This is a genomic window from Corynebacterium accolens (assembly GCF_023520795.1).
Lineage (GTDB): Bacteria > Actinomycetota > Actinomycetes > Mycobacteriales > Mycobacteriaceae > Corynebacterium > Corynebacterium accolens.
The window spans coordinates 1,208,660-1,228,892 of record NZ_CP046605.1 but is presented as its reverse complement, the minus strand read 5'-3'; the positions used below and the strand labels follow the sequence as shown (position 1 = coordinate 1,228,892).

The window sequence follows — 20,233 nt, the reverse complement described above, 5'->3', positions numbered from 1 at the left end:
GGAAGAAAGGTAATCTACCACCATGTCCAGGTACTCCGAACAGTTCAAACGCGATGCCGTGGCCCTCTATGAGAACAATGAGGACCTCTCGCTGAACTCAGCATCAGCCGAGCTCGGAATCAATCGAGCCTCGCTGCATTCTTGGGTCAAAAAGTACGGCACCGGCAAACGTGCTCGCACAAAGGCCATGCACGATAAAGCCCAAGCGGCGAATGATTCCGAGCGAATCCGCCAGCTAGAAAAAGAGAACGCAAAATTGCGCGAAGAGCGCGATATTCTGCGCAAGGCCGCCAAATATTTTGCCGAAGAGACACGCTGGTGATCCGCTTCCAGTTTGTCTATGACCACCGAACCGAGTACTCGGTCAAGCGGATGTGCCATGTGTTAAAGCTCAATCGCTCCTCGTTCTACAAATGGGTCAATACCCGCGAAAATCGCAGGTTAAAGATGTGCTCTGATGCTCTTATTGGTGCAAGAATCAAGACCATCTTCGATGATGAGCACGGGCTTTATGGTGCCAAACGCATCGCCGCAAGCCTCAACGACGATACGGACCTCGGCCCGACCAATCATAAGAAGGTCGCACGCATCATGAAATCGATGGGGATCAAAGGCTTTACCAAACGACGTCGATGCATCACCACCAAGCGCAAGCCTGGCCACCGTGTCATGCCAGATTTAGTAGGCCGCAATTTCACCGCTGACAGGCCGAACCACGTCTATGTAGGCGACATCACCTACCTGCCGTGCAAGGGAGGCAAAAACATGTATTTGGCTACAGTCATTGACACCTATTCACGGAAACTTGCAGGTTATGCACTCGCAGACCACATGCGTGTCTCACTGGTCATCGATGCCCTAGCCCACGCACACGGTGTGCGTGGCAGTCTTGACGGGGCTATTTTCCATTCCGATCACGGCAGCGTGTACACCTCACAAGCGTTTAGAAACTACTGCTCGTCGCTGGGTGTACGCCAATCCATGGGCGCGGTGGGAACGAGTGCCGATAATGTCCTGGCAGAGTCATTTAACGCCACCTTAAAACGTGAAGTGCTGCGTGATCGGAAAGTCTTTGATAATCCCATTATCTGCCGTCAGGAAGTCTTCCGGTGGTGCATGCGCTACAACACCCGCAGGCGCCACTCCTGGTGCAATCTTGTGGCTCCTGATGTCTTTGAAGCCGAGACTTCAGCTATACTAGCTAAAGTCGCATAGTTAACCCCCGATGTGTCCACTTTCCGGGGGTCGGGCCCGGTGTCGATGTTTTCTAGGTTGGTAATGCGGGACCAGCCGTAGCCTGGGAAGTAGACCTTTGTATCTGCAGTCCCGGCGGCACCAGTTCCGGAACCGTCATTATGGTCGGGGTTAGTGGCGGCTGCGGTGGTGAAGGTATTGATCGCAACTTTGGTATACGTGTTATCCAGGATGAGTTGGATAAGCGCCTCACCGGCACCGCACTGGTTGTGTTCTGCTTGGGAATCGATGTGGCGGGCGATAATAGCAGCCGTAGCTTTATCACACGTCAGGCTCATGGTGGCGCGGTTGTTATGCACTGACACGTTGAGGGTGGGTTCGACCTCGTCTGTGTCATCGTCTGCCAGGTGGTGAGTGTCGATGAAGTCGCGGATAAACCGGCGGATATCCGCCACCGTGGGCACATGCTGGCACAGTGCTGTCGGGGTGAGAAAATCTGCCAGGGCTGAGGTTACCCTCGTTTAGTGGACACCCGATTAGTGCGGATCTTGTGTCCGTAAGAGAGGATGTTCATTGTGAGTCAACAACGCCAGAAATACACGCCGGAGTACCGGCGTGAAGCCGCAAACCTAGTAATCGAGTCAGAACGCCCGATTGCTCATGTAGCGAAAGAAATTGGTGTCGCACCTGGCCTTTTAGGTCGGTGGGTGAAAAATGAGCGTCAACGCCGAGGATCCTCTGATGGGCTAAGCGAGGCTGATCTTCGTGCTGAGAACGCTCGTCTGCGTCGTGAGCTGGCAGAAGCCAAGATGGATAACGAGTTTTTGTCAAAAGCGACAGCCTTCTTCGCCGCAAAGCAACGCGATCAGAAAAGTTCGAATTAATGCAGCAGGAGAAGGCGAATTTCAGTATCAATCGCATGGCACGCCTTTTGAAGGTATCTCGGTCTGGATACTACAAATGGGCCCATATGCAGCAGCAACGCTTATCCGGTAAGGATGATCGTGCAGCATTTTACGATGATGTTGATCGCAAGATTCATCAGATCTGGAAAGACTCCAACGAGGTCTACGGTGCCCCGCGAATCACCGCAGAACTAGGTGAGCGCTACCAGATTGTTCTTAACCGCAAGACTGTGGCTAAGCGGATGCGCCTGATGGGAATTGAAGGAATTTCACCGCGTGCCTTCGTCCCAGCGACAACGATTCAATCTAAACGTAAGTCGAGTCTTCCTGACCTGGTAAAGCGCATGTTTGATACCGGCGAGCTCAATCGAGTATGGATGTCAGACATTACCTACCTGCGAACCGGCGAGGGTTGGTTGTACTTATGCGCAGTTCGCGATGGTCATTCCCGCAGGGTGCTGGGCTGGGCTATGGATAGCGTGCAAGATACATTCCTGGTCGAACGAGCACTGCGGATGGCACATACACTTCCGTGGTGACGTTCCTGACGGGCTGGTGTTTCACGCCGACCGGGGAACACAATTTACCAGCGAGCAGCTCTGGGAGGTGTGCCGCAACCTAGGTGTTGCTCAGTCTGTGGGGCGTACTGGGGTGTGTTTCGATAATGCGATGGCTGAGTCGTTCTGGTCGACGCTTAAGACCGAGTTCTACGACCGGAAGCACTGGCCAACCCGCGATGCTGCGCGTCAGGCCGTTGCCTACTGGATTGAAGCCGTCTACAACCGTCGGCGCCGGCACTGAAGCCCTCGGGATGGTCAGCCCCGTCGATTTCGAGAACCACACCAGCCTAACCACCAGCAGAAAAGAAATAGCTGCCTAACCACTAGGCAGCTCCACTACGTGTCCACGATTTGCGGGCAACCCCAGGGCGGCATCCACGAGGCCTATGTGGTCGTGGTTGTCGCCTAAACGTTCTATTTCCCTGTCGATAACCCTCAGGCGTGGTGTATCCAGGATCCACTGCTCCATGTTGGTCGCTGTAACGAGGGGTAGCTCTTGCATGCGGAAATGTGCCCGAATAATCCCCGACAGGGTGCTATAGGTTAGGCCTAAATCTTTAGCCAGGCTCGTCAGTGTCAGATCGACGTCGTCGTCGAGGTCTGGCAACAGTGACTGGTAGAAAAACCAGGAGTTCTTCCGGGCGTGTGCTCCAACTGCGGCAATAGGATTGCCAGGTGTGTTGGTTGCATAAAAGACTACCGGCAGACCTGCCTCTGCCTCAGCATCAGCATCAGTGCCGGTATCAGCGTCAGTGTTGGTGTTGTAGTCTAGTGGCTCGCCGGCTGCACGGTCATTGCCCGTCATGGTGTCGCCTACTGGTTGGTGTCCTGTCGTGGTTGGTGGTGGTGTGCTACTTGTCATGGTGGTTGTGTCCCCCGGGGTGTGATACACCCTCAACTGTGTCGAATTTGTTTTCGTCTAACAAGGCATCAGACTACCCACCACACCTGACACTAGGGGGTAAAACCACGACACCTACCACGCATTCCCCCAGCTCGACAGTGTACACGTCGCAAATACAAGCGGGGGTAAAACACCAAGTAGTCCCCGAAACACCAACCACCCACAATTATTCGGGATGGTGGTCTTTCGGGGACTACCGTATAAACACTATTTTGTTGTTTTGTTGTTTGGTGTCGGCGGTGACTTACTCTCCCACAACCTCCCGGTTGCAGTACCATCAGCGTGTACAGGCTTAGCTTCCGGGTTCGGAATGGGACCGGGCGTTTCCCTGCAGCTATGAACCACCGACAAACCTATCAGAACACTACCCACTGTGTGTGGTGTTGTGTCAGATACTGCATAGTGGACGCGACACACACGATAATGTGTATTTTTGTTTGTTTACTCGCTAAACAAGAACACTCTTCAACTTCCCTTAAACCACATGGTGTTTGGGTTGTTGTGGTGTGTTTGTTTTGGTCAATTAGTACCAGTAGCCTTCACACCTTACAGTGCTTCCAAGTCTGGCCTATCTACCCCATAGTCTTTAGGGGACCTCAAAAGAAACCTCATCTTAAAACAGGCTTCCCGCTTAGATGCTTTCAGCGGTTATCCCTTCCGTACGTAGCCAACCAGCGATACCCCTGGCGGGATAACTGGCACACTAGAGGTACGTCCGTCCCGGTCCTCTCGTACTAGGGACAGCCTTCTTCAAGTTTCAACGCGCGCGGCGGATAGAGACCGAACTGTCTCACGACGTTCTGAACCCAGCTCGCGTGCCGCTTTAATGGGCGAACAGCCCAACCCTTGGGACCTACTCCAGCCCCAGGATGCGACGAGCCGACATCGAGGTGCCAAACCATCCCGTCGATATGGACTCTTGGGGAAGATCAGCCTGTTATCCCCGGGGTACCTTTTATCCGTTGAGCGACACCACATCCACAAGTAGGTGCCGGATCACTAGTCCCGACTTTCGTCCCTGCTCGACATGTCTGTCTCACAGTCAAGCTCCCTTGTGCACTTACACTCACCACCTGATTGCCAACCAGGCTGAGGGAACCTTTGGGCGCCTCCGTTACATTTTGGGAGGCAACCGCCCCAGTTAAACTACCCACCAGGCACTGTCCCCAACCCAGATCATGGGCCAAGGTTAGATGCTCAATCCGATCAGAGTGGTATTTCAACAACGACTCCACCACCACTAGCGTGACGGTTTCACAGTCTCCCACCTATCCTACACAAACCGAACCAAACACCAATACCAAGCTATAGTGAAGGTCCCGGGGTCTTTTCGTCCTGCCGCGCGTAACGAGCATCTTTACTCGTAATGCAATTTCACCGGGCCTGTGGTCGAGACAGCAGAGAAGTCGTTACGCCATTCGTGCAGGTCGGAACTTACCCGACAAGGAATTTCGCTACCTTAGGATGGTTATAGTTACCACCGCCGTTTACTGGGGCTTAAATTCTCAGCTTCGCAGCCAAAAGACTACTAACCGGTCCTCTTAACCTTCCAGCACCGGGCAGGCGTCAGTCCATATACATCAACTTAACGTCTTCGCATGGACCTGTGTTTTTGATAAACAGTCGCTTCCCTCTATTCTCTGCGACCCCACAACACTCCAACCGCAAGGGTCTTCACATCACAGGGCCCCCCTTCTCCCGAAGTTACGGGGGCATTTTGCCGAATTCCTTAACCACAGTTCACCCGAACGCCTTAGTATCTTCAACCTGACCACCTGTGTCGGTTTAGGGTACGGGCCATACACACACTCGCTAGAGGCTTTTCTCGACAGTACAGGATCACCACCATCAACCCTCATAGGGTCTACGCATCACGCCTCAACCTATATGTGYGGCGGATTTACCTACCACACGGCCTACACGCTTACACCACCAATCCACTAAGTGGCGCGGCTACCTCACTGCGTCACCCCATCACTTGAACCACACATCAGGCCCCACGACATCAACACCACCAACACTCAAAAAGTGCCAAAAGGTAGCGTATCCGCAGTGGTTAGTATCCGTGCTTTATCATGGGCGCACATGTACGGGTACCAGAATATCAACTGGTTATCCATCGACTACGCCTGTCGGCCTCGCCTTAGGTCCCGACTCACCCTGGGAAGACGAACTTGACCCAGGAACCCTTAGTCATCCGGCGGTAAGGATTCTCACCTTACAATTCGTTACTCATGCCTGCATTCTCACTCGCACACAGTCCACGCCTCCTCACGGTAACGCTTCCACCCATGCACGACGCTCCCCTACCCAAACAACAAAAAATTGTTGCTTGCCGCGGCTTCGGCGGTGTACTTGAGCCCCACTACATTGTCGGCGCAGAACCACTCGACCAGTGAGCTATTACGCACTCTTTCAAGGATGGCTGCTTCTAAGCCAACCTCCTGGCTGTCTTCGCGATCCCACATCCTTTTCCACTTAGTACACCCTTAGGGGCCTTAACCGGCGATCTGGGCTGTTTCCCTCTCGACTATGAAGCTTATCCCCCACAGTCTCACTGCCGCACAACACAATTGATGGCATTCGGAGTTTGGCTGACATTGCTAAGATTGTAGTCCCGCTCAACCAACCAGTCGCTCTACCTCCACCAAGCTAATACGACGCTGCACCTAAATGCATTTCGGGGAGAACCAGCTATCACGGAGTTTGATTGGCCTTTCACCCCTACCCACAGCTCATCCCCGCAGTTTTCAACCTACGTGGGTTCGCGCCTCCACAACCTCTTACAGCTGCTTCACACTGGCCATGGGTAGATCACCCCGCTTCGGGTCCAGGACATGCCACTTATCACCCCATTAGGATTCGGTTTCCCTACGGCTACCCCACACGGGTTAACCTCGCGACATGCCGCTGACTCGCAGGCTCATTCTTCAAAAGGCACGCCATCACACAATAAAAAGTGCTCTGACGGATTGTAAGCACATGGTTTCAGGAACTATTTCACTCCCCTCCCGGGGTACTTTTCACCATTCCCTCACGGTACTATCCACTATCGGTCACACTGAGTATTTAGGCTTACCGGGTGGTCCCGGCAGATTCACAACAGATTCCACGAGCCCGTTGCTACTCGGGAACCCAACAACCCCCACATCATCATCTTCAGCTACAGGACTCTCACCTACTCCGGTGGGCCATTCCAAACCACTTCACCTAACAACAATGCAAAAAAGGGCGTGCCACTGGTAGATGACACAAAATCAGGCCCCACAACACCGCACACACAACCCCTACCAGGTATCACATGCACACGGTTTAGCCTCATCCACGTTCGTTCGCCACTACTAGCAGAATCATTATTATTTTCTCCTCCTACGGGTACTGAGATGTTTCACTTCCCCGCGTAACCCCCACAACAGCTATGAATTCACTGAAGGGTAACCCCACATAACCAGGGCCAGGTTTCCCCATTCGGACATCCTCGGATCAACGCTTTATTGACAACTCCCCGAGGCTTAACGCAGCCTTACACGTCCTTCATCGGCTCAGCATGCCAAGGCATCCACCATGCGCCCTAAATAACGAACACACCAACCACCACACACAAACCACACAACACGAAGCCATGCAGCCAGCATGTGGCAGCAACAAGTGAACTTGACAAAATAAACAAAAGAAAAATCACATCACACACACAAGACACCACCCACAGCAGGCGGCATCATGTGAGATGCTCGCGTCCACTATACAGTTCTCACACAACACCCCAACCAACACACACCACACAACACACGGCATGCATCAACTAGTCAGGCACACACAAAGGGGATAATGCCCCAGACACCCAACAATGCACCAACGACTTACCAATCAACTTTACTTCCTGTATGCATGGACACTTTTACGCATGTCACAAAGCACTGTCTCAACACTTAGACCCTGCTGATTAAGGTGTATGTCCTACCGGAATTTCCAAACATCGGTGGCAGCAGAACACTCGCCTACTCAACCACCAACCCACCATCAAACAACAGTGGACAACCCACAACTGTGGGTCATGGCTGCAACTGCAGCCAAAATAAAAGCTCCTTAGAAAGGAGGTGATCCACCCGCACCTTCCGGTACGGGTACCTTGTTACGACTTCGTCCCAATCGCCGATCCCACCTTCGACGGCTCCCTAACACGTTTAGGCCACCGGCTTCGGGTGTTACCAACTTTCATGACGTGACGGGCGGTGTGTACAAGGCCCGGGAACGTATTCACCGCAGCATTGCTGATCTGCGATTACTAGCGACTCCGACTTCATGGGGTCGAGTTGCAGACCCCAATCCGAACTAAGGCCGGCTTTCAGCGATTCGCTCCACCTCACAGTGTCGCAGCGCGTTGTACCGACCATTGTAGCATGTGTGAAGCCCTGGACATAAGGGGCATGATGATTTGACGTCATCCCCACCTTCCTCCGAGTTAACCCCGGCAGTCTCTCATGAGTCCCCAACCAAATGCTGGCAACATAAGACAAGGGTTGCGCTCGTTGCGGGACTTAACCCAACATCTCACGACACGAGCTGACGACAACCATGCACCACCTGTACACCAACCACAAAGGGAAACTACATCTCTGCAGCGATCTGGTGTATGTCAAGCCCAGGTAAGGTTCTTCGCGTTGCATCGAATTAATCCACATGCTCCGCCGCTTGTGCGGGCCCCCGTCAATTCCTTTGAGTTTTAGCCTTGCGGCCGTACTCCCCAGGCGGGGCGCTTAATGCGTTAGCTACGGCACGAAAGTCGTAGAAAGACCCTCACACCTAGCGCCCACCGTTTACGGCATGGACTACCAGGGTATCTAATCCTGTTCGCTACCCATGCTTTCGCTCCTCAGCGTCAGTAACTGCCCAGTAACCTGCCTTCGCCATCGGTGTTCCTCCTGATATCTGCGCATTTCACCGCTACACCAGGAATTCCAGTTACCCCTACAGCACTCAAGTTATGCCCGTATCGCCTGCACGCCCGGAGTTAAGCCCCAGAATTTCACAGACGACGCGACAAACCACCTACGAGCCCTTTACGCCCAGTAATTCCGTACAACGCTCGCACCCTACGTATTACCGCGGCTGCTGGCACGTAGTTAGCCGGTGCTTCTTATCTAGGTACCGTCACAAAAAGCTTCGTCCCTAGCGAAAGGAGTTTACAACCCGAAGGCCTTCATCCCCCACGCGGCGTCGCTGCATCAGGCTTGCGCCCATTGTGCAATATTCCCCACTGCTGCCTCCCGTAGGAGTCTGGGCCGTATCTCAGTCCCAATGTGGCCGTACACCCTCTCAGGCCGGCTACCCGTCGCCGCCTTGGTAGGCCATTACCCCACCAACAAGCTGATAGGCCGCGAGCTCATCCTACACCGAAAAAACTTTCCAACCACCACACTAAAGATGGTTCCTATCCGGTATTAGACCCAGTTTCCCAAGCTTATCCCGAAGTGCAGGGCAGATCACCCACGTGTTACTCACCCGTTCGCCACTCGAGTACCCTGCAAGCAGGGCCTTTCCGTTCGACTTGCATGTGTTAAGCACGCCGCCAGCGTTCGTCCTGAGCCAGGATCAAACTCTCCACAAAAAGAATTTCAGAACAACAAAATCCTGAAAAGGCCGTGAAAAGCCCAAACCTAACCAAAAGAACAAACCACCACAAACCCACAAAAGCAGGCCCATGCTGGCGTCCAAAAATTACTACAAAGAAAAATCACTGCCTCCCCAACCCGACGGGGCACAAAAAAGGGAGACAAAAAGTTGAACACAATCACATGCCAACCAATCCATCAATGCAGCCGAAACACTAAACAGTATTCAAAAAGATGCGTATTCCAACACCTTACCGGCACACACCAACCAACAAGCAAAAACACTCGCTGGCCAACAGACCAATCAACACACAACCATGCACACAAAAATAAAAAATAAGTACATTGGCACACTATTGAGTTCTCAAACAACATCCACACACCACAAGAAAATTAAACCAAACGTTAACCTCTCAATGGCGGCTCGTACCAACTTACCCAACAACCTGAACCAAGTCAAATCCTCGAGCCAAGTCAGTACAAAAAGCCACTCAAAAGTAACCAACCGGCTACCTCTCGGCGACTTCGATAAAGTTACACCCAACCCCGAAAAACACACAAATCCCCTGGCAAAAGCGTAAAAATGCAATTACCAAGGGATCAGTTAACAGCTAAGGTGACGCCCCTAGGAAGGATTCACAACCCGTGCTCCGGCGAAACGCTTCTTGCCTTTACGCAACACGAGCCACGAACCATGCAGCAGATCGTTGGAATTCGGCGACCACTCGATGTCCTCGATGCGCTGGTTATTCACGTAAGCGCCGCCCTCGCCCACGGTGCGGCGCGCAGCACCCTTTGATTTTTCCAGTCCCGCCTCAACCAGCAGATCCAGAATCGTTGCCTCTGGGCCGACCTCGGCAATCTCGGTTTCCTGCAATGCGGAAGACAACGTGGCCTCGTCCAAATCCTGCAGCTCTGCCTTACCAAACAACGCCTGGGAAGCCAGCTCCACTGCTTCGGTGGCCTGCTCGCCGTGCACCAGGGTGGTCATCTCCCGTGCCAATACGCGTTGCGCCTCACGCTTGTGGGGTTCCTCCTCTACCTTGCGTGCCAGCTCTGCGATCTCCTCCTGAGTGAGGAAGGTAAACCAACGCAGGTAGTCGATAACCACCGCGTCGCCAGCATTAATGAAGTACTGGTACCAGGAGTACGGGCTGGTCAGCTGTGGATCCAGCCACAGTTTGCCGCCGCCGGTGGACTTGCCAAACTTATTGCCCTCGGCATCTGTCACCAACGGCACCGTCAGGCCGTGGACCTTCGCACCATTCACGCGACGATTCAGATCGACGCCGGAAACGATGTTTCCCCACTGGTCGCCACCGCCAATTTGCAGCACACAGTCGTACTCTTTGTGCAGGTGCACAAAGTCGTTTGCCTGCAGCAGCATGTAGGAAAACTCGGTGTAGGAAATACCGTCGGATTCCAGGCGGCGCTTGACCGTATCGCGGTCCAGCATGGTATTCAGCGAAAAGTTCTTACCGATATCGCGTAGGTACTCGATGACGTTGATCTGGCTAGTCCAGTCCGCGTTGTTCACCATAACCGCCGGGATTGCGGACTCGCCCGCCTCAGTGAAGTCCACGAAGGCCTCAAGTTGGTCCTTGATTGCCTGCATATTCTCTGCGATCTGCTCTTCTGAGAGCATGGAGCGCTCTCCGACATCCCGCGGGTCACCGATCATTCCCGTCGCGCCACCGGCCAGCGCGATGGGACGGTGGCCGAAGCGTTGGAAGCGCTTCAGCATAATCAGCGGCACGAGGTGGCCAGCGTGCAGCGAGCTTCCCGTCGGGTCAAAACCGCAGTACAAGCTGATCGGGCTCTCTGCGGCTTCCTTCAATGCCTCCAGATCTGTGGACTGGTTGATCAGCCCGCGCCATTGCAGTTCATCGATAATGTTCGTGGTGTTGCTCATACGTAGGTGCTCCCTTGTTCCCTATTACGTGTTGTCTTTCCAGAGCGCGGCGCTCTACTTAATGGGCCAGTCCTTGGCTTCGTCGACCAGCATGACCGGAATATCATCCTGCACCGGATAGGCCTTGTTCAGCCTTGGGTTCACCAAATAGTCGCCGTGATCCTCCAGCGCCTGCTTGTCGATGGGGCACACGAGGATCTCTAGGAGCTTCTGATCGATCATGCTGCCTAGTCTAACCCGTACCCCAGACAAGCTATTTAGTGACTCCCTGATGTTGCTTGCCGATGTCCCCTCGGTCAATCGCCTAACCCATAACTTCACCCTCGCGTGGTGTGCGTTACAGTGGAAGGCGCAACCGAACACGGGCGCTCGAGGTATCGAGCTGAGATCGCGCTGTATGCCCGCGTGAGTACCGCTAGAACCTGCCTGGTTAGAACCAGCGAAGGAAGAATGAGGAGAGTCAACTATGACGGATACGTCTGCCCAGCACACCCGTACTACCATCCCGAACGACGAGTACGGTGCGGAAATCCACCCGAAGCACAGCTTCGCCCCCATCGAAAAGCAGGTGGAATCCTTCGGCAAGACCTTCACCCTACAGGTGCCGGAGACCGAGGTGCAGCTGGACGATTCCCCTACCGGCCCGAACGCGCCGCAGAAGCTCTACCGCACACGTGGCCCGTGGGCCGAGCCGACAGAGGGGCTAGAGGCTCTGCGCAGCGAGTGGATCGAAGCTCGCGGCGATGTGGAGGCCTACGAGGGCCGGCGCCGCAACCTGTTGGACGACGGTAACCGCGCCCTCAAGCGTGGCGAGGCCAGCGATGAGTGGAAGGGTATAAGCCGCGAGACGCTGCGAGCCAAGGAAGGCAAGCGCGTAACCCAGATGCACTACGCCCGCCAGGGTATTATCACCCCGGAGATGGAATACGTCGCACTGCGCGAGCACTGCGACGTAGAAAAGGTGCGCGAGCAGGTTGCCTCCGGTAAGGCAATCATCCCGAATAATATCAACCACCCGGAATCCGAGCCGATGATCATCGGCAATGCCTTCAACACGAAGATCAACGCCAATATCGGCAACTCCGCAGTGACCTCCTCCATCCGCGAAGAGGTGGACAAGCTGCGCTGGGCTACCCGCTGGGGCGCAGATACCGTGATGGATCTATCCACGGGCAACGACATTCACACCACCCGCGAGTGGATCATGCGCAACTCTCCGGTGCCGATCGGTACCGTGCCGATCTACCAGGCCCTTGAGAAGGTCGACGGCGTGGCCGAGGACCTGACCTGGGAAATCTTCCGCGATACCGTAATCGAGCAATGCGAGCAGGGCGTGGACTACATGACGATCCACGCCGGGGTGCGCCTGCCCTTCGTGCCGCTGACCACCAAGCGCGTGACCGGCATCGTTTCGCGCGGCGGTTCCATCATGGCCGGCTGGTGCCTAGCCCACCACAAGGAATCCTTCCTGTACGAGAACTTTGACGAGCTGTGCGAGATCTTCGCCAAGTACGACGTCGCGTTCTCGCTTGGCGATGGCCTGCGCCCCGGCTCCATCGCCGATGCCAACGACGCAGCCCAGTTCGCTGAACTGAAGACCATCGGTGAATTGACCCACCGTGCCTGGGAGTACGACGTTCAGGTCATGGTAGAAGGCCCAGGCCACGTGCCGCTCAACATGGTGCAGGTCAATAACGAAAAGGAGCAGGAATGGTGCGGCGGCGCGCCGTTTTACACCCTGGGACCGCTGGTTACCGATATTGCTCCCGGCTATGACCACATCACTTCCGCCATCGGTGCGGCCAATATCGCGATGGGTGGTACCGCGATGCTGTGCTACGTCACCCCGAAGGAGCACCTCGGCCTACCGAATAAGGACGACGTGAAGACTGGTGTGATCACCTACAAGGTCTCCGCGCACGCGGCGGACGTCGCCAAGGGCCACCCTGGCGCCCACGAGTGGGACGATGCGATGAGCAAGGCTCGCTTCGAATTCCGTTGGCACGACCAGTTCGCCCTGTCCCTGGACCCGGATACCGCCCAGTCCTACCACGACGAAACCCTGCCTGCGGAGCCGGCGAAGACCGCCCATTTCTGCTCGATGTGCGGACCAAAATTCTGCTCCATGCGCATCAGCCAGGATATCCGCGACGCATTCGGCGAGAAGATCGACGAGGCTCTGGCCACCGACCGAGAGCAATCGCTAGTCAAGGACCTCGGCTTGCCTGGCTTCGGCCGCCAGAGCGTGGACGAAGAGGGCGTCACTAACGCCGAAGGCGAAGAAGAAATGGCCGAGGAGTTCCGTCGTGCGGGCTCCAAGCTCTACCTAAACCGTGACGAGGCTAAGGAAGTTTCCGAGGACCTGCAGAAGGAAGCAGCGGCGTACAGTGAGCGCTAACCAACCGGACCTGCGGTGTTACCACGTGACGGGTGTACCGCAGGAGAAGGTCGTGCAGGTTGCCGCAGCGGCAGCAGCCGGTGGCGCGGGCGTGATTCAAGTTCGCAGCAAACCCATTAGCGTGCGCGATCTGACCGCGCTTGCTATCGACGTGGCGGCGGCGGTCGAAGAGGCCAATCCAGCAACGCGGGTGCTTATCGATGACCGAGTCGACGTGGCCGCCGCGCTGATGGGTAACCACAATATCCACGGCGTACACATCGGCCAGGACGACCTGGATCCGCGCCTGGCACGACGAATCCTTGGCGAGGATGCGATCATCGGGTTGACCACCGGCACCCTCGAGCTTGTGCAGGGTGCTAACGAGTACGCCGATGTGATCGACTACATCGGTGCCGGGCCGTTCCGCCCCACGCCCACGAAAAACTCCGGCCGCACCCCGCTGGGGTTGGATGGTTATCCCCCACTCGTGAGTGCATCGGCAGTTCCGGTGGTGGCTATTGGAGACGTGCAGGCCACCGACGCAGAAGCACTGGCCCAGACCGGTGTGGCTGGAGTGGCGATTGTGCGTGCTTTTATGGACTCCGATGATCAAGCTGCGCTGGCAACCACGGTTGTCGATGCCTTCGATCGGGCGGACAAGAATGCAGCCACAGGTTCACATGCATAATGCCGAGCACGCGATCATTGGCGCGGGAATCATCGGGCTTACCACCGCATTCGAGTTGGTGGATGCGGGTGTCGACCCACAGGAAATCGTGGTGATCGATCCCCACCCCATTAGCGGTGCCACCTTCGTGGCCGGCGGCATGCTGGCTCCGGTGGCGGAGGTGCAATACCGGCAAGAGCCGTTGTACCCGCTGATGGTTGCTTCGGGCGAGATGTTCCCGGATTTGCTAATCAGGTTGAGTGCGAAAACCACCGCACCGACCGGGCATCGCCGTGAATCCACCCTGGTGGTGGGCGCCGACCGCGCCGATGGCGTGCACATCCGCGAGCTGCTGGCGCTACAGCAGAAACACGGCATGGATGCCCACGCACTGCCATTGCGGCAAGCACGAAAGCTAGAGCCTGGGCTCAGCCCCCAACTGGCCGCCGCGGTGGAAATCCCGGGCGATCATCAGATCAACCCGCGCATGTTCAGCGCGTGCCTGCTGGAATACCTGCAGCACGCCGGGGTTCGCTTTCTGTCCACGGCAGCAACGCGCATCGACGGCCAAAATGTGCAGCTTGCCGATGCCCCCATGGTCACTGCCAACATGATCTACCTCTGCAACGGGCTGGGCGCCAAGGACGTGGATGGCTGGTTCGAGGGTGCCAATCCCCTAGCGCTGAGGCCGGTGTTGGGTGACATGCTGCGGCTGCGGGTACCAGAGGAGCTAGCGCCAATCACCCGGGTGGTGCGCGCATTCGTGGAGGATCGGCCGGTGTATGTTATTCCCCGCACCGACGGCACCATCGCTATCGGTGCTACCAGCCGCGAAGACAACCGCAAGGGCCCGTCTGTGGACGGTGTGCACACGCTCCTTCGCGATGCCATCCGCGTGGTTCCGGGACTGGAGGATTGCGAGTTCATCGAAGCGATCGTTGGAGCCCGGCCAGGCACCCCCGATGATTTGCCCTACCTGGGCAAAGTACGCGACGGGCTAGTGATCTCCACCGGGTACTTCCGCCACGGAATCCTCCTGTCCGCCCTGGGGGCTAAGGTGGGTGCCCAGTTGGGATTGGGCACGTCCCCGGGGATAGACATTTCGGCCTGCGATCCGCTACGCCACGCCCGATAGCCACAAAAGAAAGGAATAAGCACCATGGAATACACGGTTAATGGAGAACCCCGCAACAGCGATGGGCCGATCACCGTGGGCACCATTGTAGAAGCAGAAACTGGCGATGCCGTGCCGAAAGGCGTGGCCGTAGCCGTCAATGGCGATGTCGTTCCAGCCAGCAACTGGTCTTATGAAGTCGCCAACGGCGATGAGCTCGATATCCTCATCGCCGTACAGGGCGGTTAGGAATCTCCGATGCTTACTATTGCAAATAAACAATTCGATTCGCATCTAGTAATGGGAACCGGCGGGGCCAGCAGCCAGGACATGCTGGAGCAATCCCTGGTTGCCAGCGGTACGGAGCTCACCACCGTCGCCATGCGTCGGCACAGCGCTAATAGTCCCGGTGGCGAGTCCATCTTCGAGCTCTTACAACGATTAAACATTGACGTGCTACCCAACACTGCGGGGTGCCGCACCGCCCGCGATGCCGTGACCACCGCCAAGTTAGCCCGCGAGGCGCTGGGCACCAATTGGGTGAAGGTAGAGGTGATCGCGGATGATCGCACGCTTCTACCGGACGTGGTGGAGCTCGTGGATGCTTGCGAGATGCTGGTTGCTGAAGGATTCGTGGTGCTGGCATACACGAGCGACGATCCGGTCATCGCCAAGCGGCTAGAAGACGTGGGCGTGGATGCGGTGATGCCTTTGGGCTCGCCGATTGGTACGGGTCTGGGTATCCTGAACCCGCACAATATTGAGCTGATCTGTTCGCGCACCCAGGTTCCCGTGCTGCTGGATGCCGGTGTGGGCACGACCTCCGATGCTGCACTAGCCATGGAGCTGGGCTGCGATGGCGTGCTTCTAGCCAGTGCCATCAACCGCTGCCAGGATCCCCTGGCGATGGCGACTGCAATGAAATACGCCGTGGAAGGCGGCCGGTTGGCCCGCCAAGCTGGGCGCATTCCGAAAAGGCAGCACGCCGTGGCCTCGTCATCGTTTGAAGGGTTGGCGAGCTGGGAAGATAAGGTCCTGTAATGAGCCAACTGCCCCGCGAAGAGCTGCATAGAGTGGCCCGCCAGACCCTGTTGCCCGGTTTTGGCATCGCCCAGCAGGAAGCGCTGCACGGTACCCACGTATTCGTCATCGGCGCTGGTGGTTTGGGTTGCCCCCTGATGCAGCAACTGGCTGCCGCCGGTGTGGGCGAGATTTCTGTGATCGACGACGACACGGTGGATCTCACCAATATCCACCGCCAGATCCTATTCGGCGCCCAGGATGTGGGTAGATCCAAGGTGGAGGTCGCCGCCGAAAAGCTCGAGCAGCTGCAGCCCGGCATCGTGGTGCATGCGATTCGCGACCGGCTTACCGCCGACAACGCCGTGGATTATCTCCGTGGAGTGGACATCCTGGTGGATGGTTCCGATACGTTTGCCACCAAGTTCCTAGCCGCTGATGCTGCGGAGATCACGGGTACCCCGCTGGTATGGGGCTCGGTGCTGCGATTTCGCGGCGACTGCGCAGTGTGGTGGTCTGGACCCGGTGCCGAATCGGGCGTGGGCATACGGGACCTCTATCCCCTGCAACCCGATCCCGATTCCGTGCCGGATTGCGCCACCGCCGGCGTGCTGGGCGTGACCACAAGCGTGGTCGCGGGCCTGATGTCGACCGAGCTAATCCAGTTCGCCACCGGCATGAACCGCGACCGGGTTGGTCTGTTGAGCATCTACGATGCCCTGAGTTCCTCCATCACTCACTTCCGCGTGCCCCACGACCCAGCACGTGAGCTAACCACACAGCTGCAGGACAACTACGGTGGCGCTGCCTGTGCCGTGCTGGAGGACGATGATACCGCTGACAAGATATTCGATAAGCTGCGCGATGGCGCCGCGGCCATCGATGTACGCGAAGCCGGGGAGGCCGCAATTGATGATTTCTTTTTTGACGCCACCGCCAAGCATTACCACTTACCAACCTCCGTGTGGCTGGAAGATCCAGAGGCAGCGCGCTCCCTGCTCGATTCCCTGCAGGGCGCGGGGCTTAGCGACGCCTGGGTGTACTGCGCCTCCGGCAAGCGATCGGCCAGCTTCATCTCGGCCTTCGCTGAGGAAGCCGAACAGCGTAGCATTATGCTGCACAACGTTGCAGGTGGCATAAAGAGCCAGCCCGCAACATTCCACGGGATGCCGGATCACTAACTAGTGCAAAACATCCGAATGTGACAAAGGGTCCTTGTCTTGCAGGAAGACAAGGACCTCTTACAACTTCTAGGGATAGTGGTTCTCACCTTAGCGAGGCAGAGGGAGAAGTTGAGCCCCTCTGCCCCACCCGTGCCTTAAAGCAGGGACGGAACGTTAGCAACCAAGGAGAACAGATCCTTAGGATCGTCCGGGTTGGCAATGATGTCAATCTCGGACTCCAAGTCGGTGCCCTTGACGGAATCGCGCAGGTAACGCAGCGCGGAGAAGTCATTGATGGCGAATCCGACGTCATCGAAAAGCGTGATCTGCTCATCGTCGTCGCGGCCGGTGGCTTGACCGGTGAGTACCTGGTAGAACTCCACGACCGGGAAGTCTTCCGGCTTCTGCTGGATTTCGCCCTCGATGCGGGTCTGCTCCGGGAATTCCACGAAGACTTTGGACTTGTCCAAAATGGAGCTCTCTAGCTCGGTCTTGCCTGGGCAGTCACCGCCAACTGCGTTGAGGTGTACGCCTGGGGCAACGTGGCGATCAGCAAGAATCTGGTTCTGAGCCTTGTCGGCGGTGCAGGTGGTAATGATATCTGCACCCAATACTGCCTCGTCGACGCTAGAGCAAGCAGTGATGTTGAAGCCGAGCGGCTCCAGGTTACGCTTGAACTTCTCCACTGCTTCAGGGTCGATATCGTAAATGGTGATGTCTTCGATGCCCATGACGCCGCGGAAGCCCAATGCCTGGAACTCGGATTGCGAGCCAGCACCAATCATCGCCATGCGCTTGGAATCCTTGCGCGCAAGGTGCTTGCCCACCATGGCGGAGGTGGCGGCGGTGCGCAGCGCGGTAAGGAGGGTCATCTCTGCTTCGAAGGTCGGGTAACCATTGTCGACGTCAGCGATAACACCAAATGCGGTAACGGTCTGGTAACCGCGAGCAGGGTTGGACGGGTGACCGTTAACGTACTTGAAGGAGTACTCCTTACCGTTAGAGGTAGGCATCAGCTCGATGACGCCGAACGGGGTGTGGGAGGCAACGCGCGGAATCTTGTCAAAGCGCTCCCATTCGCGGTAGTCAGCCTCGAGGTAATCCACCATTCCAGTAATGATGTTCTCTACGCCTTCGCGCTGAATCCAGCGCGCCATATTTTCGACGTCTACAAACTTAACAGCGTGGTTCATAAGAATTCCTTTCTTAGTTCTTGGAGTGAAGGTCTGTTTGTGGTGCGGCAGGGAAGCTCGAGGTTGGCAGGTGCTTTGCCTTCCTCTCCTCCGCAATAGTGCGGATACGCTCGCGCCATGCAAACCACATTGCCACAAAGACCGGAATGAGCAGCACGGTCGATGCAAGCGCATAGGTTCCGATCGGATAATCAAAGGCCATCAGGATAATTACCAGGCCAATGAAGATCAGTACCGCCCAGTCTCCGCCTTGACCAAATGGTGAGCGGTACCCAGGACGAGTATAACGCCCACTCTTGGATAGTTGGATAAACCTCAGGTGAGATAGAGCAACCGCAGCCCACGAGGCTAGAGTGCCCAACGCAGCCAGGTTGAGGACGATTTCGAATGCCATCTCAGGCACGACATAGTTGAGGAAGACACCTGCCAAGCCCACCAGGGCTGCCATCACGATGCCGCCATAGGGCACGCCCGACTTTGACATACGGGCACCGAACTTCGGGCCCGAGCCAGAAGTAGACATGTTGTACATAATGCGGCCGGTGGAATACAGGCCAGCATTAAGCGAGGAAATAGCGGCTGTAATAACCACCAGCTGGAAGATTGGAGCGGCCACGCCAACGCCAAGGGACTCGAAGAAGGTCACAAAGGGCGACACTTCTGCCACGTAGTTGGTGTACGGCAGCACTAGGGTCAACAGCAGAACAGAGCCAAAGTAGAAGACCAAAATACGCAGGAGCACGTTGTTTACCGCGCGCGGGATGTGCTTTTCTACGTCCTTGGTTTCACCGGAGGTGGTACCCACCAGCTCGATACCTGCATAAGCAAAGACAACACCCTGGATGACAATCACGGCAGGTAGCAAGCCATTAGGCAGCCAGCCACCGGTACTAGAAATCAGGCTGAAGCCAGTCGGGTCTCCACTCGGATGACCAAAGATTAGAACACCGATGGCCACTAGCATAAAGATAATCAGAGCGACGATCTTAATCAGTGAGAACCAGTATTCCAGCTCACCGAAGATCTTCACCGAAAGCATGTTGAATACCAAGATGCTGCAGATGACGACGAGGGCAAGCGTCCACTGCGGCACCGAGTCGAGCCATGTTGTGTACTGGCTAAACCACTTGATGTAGATGGCCACCGCAGTACCATCCGCGACCAGAGTCATGGCCCAGTTTCCCCAGTACAGCCAGCCGGTAACAAACGCAGCCTTCTCGCCGTAGAACTCTCGAGCATAGGAGACGAAAGAGCCGGAGCTTGGGCGGTAGACGATGAGCTCGCCAAGGGATCGCAGGATTATGTAGCCGAAGAAACCACAGATGAGGTAAAGCACCGCTAGGAACGGGCCGGCGGTTTGCAGGCGGCTACCAGTACCCAAAAGAAGACCGGTACCAATCGCGGAACCGATGGCAATCATCTGTAGCTGGCGATTGCCCATCCCCTTTTGCAGGCCATGATCTTCCGATGCGAAAACCGCCTTCTCATTCTCGTGCGGCCCAGTACTAGACGGTGGAGAATTTTCAGTCATTTAGAGATCGTCCTTTCATTGGCAGGAATGCGTGTACTAGGTCTCATTCCTCGAAAAGACATTAACACAACACTATGT

The 20,233-nt window shown here is 56.1% G+C and carries 13 protein-coding genes, 3 rRNA genes and 1 pseudogene; 8 read left to right on the top strand and 9 right to left on the bottom strand.

Translation table 11 applies throughout. From position 1 onward, the window contains the following. Positions 1-22: 22 nt before the first annotated feature. Positions 23-1,215, top strand: a protein-coding gene (locus CACC_RS05870) for an IS3 family transposase (protein WP_155802809.1) whose coding sequence is annotated in 2 segments (ribosomal slippage) — positions 23-302 and positions 302-1,215 — 1,194 coding nt in all. Because the reading frame shifts where the segments join, the coding sequence is not laid out codon by codon here. On the opposite strand, the gene CACC_RS05865 is transcribed toward CACC_RS05870, so the two are convergent. Then, complete coding sequence (locus CACC_RS05865) at positions 1,122-1,658, bottom strand: hypothetical protein (protein ID WP_249852967.1); 537 nt, start codon at positions 1,656-1,658, stop codon at positions 1,122-1,124. The two genes, CACC_RS05870 and CACC_RS05865, sit on opposite strands and share 94 nt — an antisense overlap. 102 nt (positions 1,659-1,760) lie before the next feature. Here CACC_RS05865 and CACC_RS05860 point away from each other — a divergent pair. Next, a pseudogene (locus CACC_RS05860) lies at positions 1,761-2,979 on the top strand (IS3 family transposase). Here the strand turns inward: CACC_RS05860 and CACC_RS05855 are convergent. The 6 genes from CACC_RS05855 to CACC_RS05830 form a co-directional block, all read right to left on the bottom strand. Further along, the gene (locus CACC_RS05855) at positions 2,976-3,464 is read right to left on the bottom strand and encodes a hypothetical protein (protein ID WP_005280362.1); all 489 of its coding nucleotides are present in this window, start codon (positions 3,462-3,464) and stop codon (positions 2,976-2,978) included. The pseudogene CACC_RS05860 and the gene CACC_RS05855 overlap by 4 nt on opposite strands. Before the next feature lie 330 nt (positions 3,465-3,794). Then, positions 3,795-3,912 (bottom strand): 5S ribosomal RNA (rrf, locus tag CACC_RS05850). Between the two features lie 155 nt (positions 3,913-4,067). Further along, positions 4,068-7,149 (bottom strand): 23S ribosomal RNA (locus tag CACC_RS05845). 504 nt (positions 7,150-7,653) lie between these two features. Beyond that, positions 7,654-9,171 (bottom strand): 16S ribosomal RNA (locus CACC_RS05840). Together the 16S, 23S and 5S rRNA genes form the textbook arrangement of a ribosomal RNA operon. Before the next feature lie 629 nt (positions 9,172-9,800). Next, complete coding sequence (gene tyrS, locus CACC_RS05835) at positions 9,801-11,087, bottom strand: tyrosine--tRNA ligase (protein ID WP_005280349.1); 1,287 nt, start codon at positions 11,085-11,087, stop codon at positions 9,801-9,803. Between the two features lie 54 nt (positions 11,088-11,141). After that, positions 11,142-11,309: a Trm112 family protein gene (locus tag CACC_RS05830; protein WP_005280348.1), complete on the bottom strand. Its 168-nt coding sequence runs from the start codon at positions 11,307-11,309 to the stop codon at positions 11,142-11,144. A gap of 244 nt (positions 11,310-11,553) precedes the next feature. On the opposite strand from CACC_RS05830, the gene thiC reads away from it, so the two are divergent. Genes thiC through CACC_RS05800 form a run of 6 tightly spaced genes read left to right on the top strand, consistent with a single transcriptional unit; the run spans position 11,554 to position 17,449 of the window. Beyond that, positions 11,554-13,485, top strand: coding sequence for a phosphomethylpyrimidine synthase ThiC (gene thiC / locus CACC_RS05825; protein WP_005280347.1), 1,932 nt, complete (start codon positions 11,554-11,556; stop codon positions 13,483-13,485). Beyond that, complete coding sequence (locus CACC_RS05820) at positions 13,475-14,155, top strand: thiamine phosphate synthase (protein WP_005280346.1); 681 nt, start codon at positions 13,475-13,477, stop codon at positions 14,153-14,155. The genes thiC and CACC_RS05820 overlap by 11 nt, the downstream gene beginning before the upstream one ends. Continuing rightward, entirely contained in the window at positions 14,148-15,269 is a 1,122-nt protein-coding gene (gene thiO / locus CACC_RS05815; protein WP_005280345.1) for a glycine oxidase ThiO, read from the top strand. The genes CACC_RS05820 and thiO overlap by 8 nt, the downstream gene beginning before the upstream one ends. A gap of 24 nt (positions 15,270-15,293) precedes the next feature. Beyond that, positions 15,294-15,497 (top strand): sulfur carrier protein ThiS, encoded by a 204-nt coding sequence (gene thiS / locus CACC_RS05810; protein ID WP_005280344.1) that lies wholly within the window; start codon positions 15,294-15,296, stop codon positions 15,495-15,497. Between the two features lie 9 nt (positions 15,498-15,506). Further along, entirely contained in the window at positions 15,507-16,289 is a 783-nt protein-coding gene (locus CACC_RS05805; protein ID WP_005280343.1) for a thiazole synthase, read from the top strand. Next, entirely contained in the window at positions 16,289-17,449 is a 1,161-nt protein-coding gene (locus tag CACC_RS05800) for a ThiF family adenylyltransferase (protein WP_005280342.1), read from the top strand. Before CACC_RS05805 ends, CACC_RS05800 begins: the two co-directional genes overlap by 1 nt. A gap of 137 nt (positions 17,450-17,586) precedes the next feature. Here the strand turns inward: CACC_RS05800 and ocd are convergent, their stop codons facing one another. Together ocd and CACC_RS05790 are read right to left on the bottom strand one after the other, a co-directional pair. After that, the gene (gene ocd / locus CACC_RS05795; protein ID WP_005280341.1) at positions 17,587-18,624 is read right to left on the bottom strand and encodes an ornithine cyclodeaminase; all 1,038 of its coding nucleotides are present in this window, start codon (positions 18,622-18,624) and stop codon (positions 17,587-17,589) included. 13 nt (positions 18,625-18,637) lie between these two features. After that, complete coding sequence (locus tag CACC_RS05790) at positions 18,638-20,155, bottom strand: amino acid permease (RefSeq protein ID WP_023017897.1); 1,518 nt, start codon at positions 20,153-20,155, stop codon at positions 18,638-18,640. Positions 20,156-20,233 lie beyond the last annotated feature (78 nt).

Excerpts from the sequence above, each read along its gene's own strand:
- thiS (WP_005280344.1), top strand. The coding sequence starts at position 15,294 with ATGGAATACACGGTTAATGGAGAACCCCGCAACAGCGATGGGCCGATC.
- CACC_RS05800 (WP_005280342.1), top strand. The coding sequence starts at position 16,289 with ATGAGCCAACTGCCCCGCGAAGAGCTGCATAGAGTGGCCCGCCAGACC.
- tyrS (WP_005280349.1), bottom strand. The coding sequence starts at position 11,087 with ATGAGCAACACCACGAACATTATCGATGAACTGCAATGGCGCGGGCTG.
- thiO (WP_005280345.1), top strand. The coding sequence starts at position 14,148 with ATGCATAATGCCGAGCACGCGATCATTGGCGCGGGAATCATCGGGCTT.
- CACC_RS05805 (WP_005280343.1), top strand. The coding sequence starts at position 15,507 with ATGCTTACTATTGCAAATAAACAATTCGATTCGCATCTAGTAATGGGA.
- CACC_RS05830 (WP_005280348.1), bottom strand. The coding sequence starts at position 11,309 with ATGATCGATCAGAAGCTCCTAGAGATCCTCGTGTGCCCCATCGACAAG.
- CACC_RS05855 (WP_005280362.1), bottom strand. The coding sequence starts at position 3,464 with ATGACGGGCAATGACCGTGCAGCCGGCGAGCCACTAGACTACAACACC.
- CACC_RS05790 (WP_023017897.1), bottom strand. The coding sequence starts at position 20,155 with ATGACTGAAAATTCTCCACCGTCTAGTACTGGGCCGCACGAGAATGAG.
- thiC (WP_005280347.1), top strand. The coding sequence starts at position 11,554 with ATGACGGATACGTCTGCCCAGCACACCCGTACTACCATCCCGAACGAC.
- ocd (WP_005280341.1), bottom strand. The coding sequence starts at position 18,624 with ATGAACCACGCTGTTAAGTTTGTAGACGTCGAAAATATGGCGCGCTGG.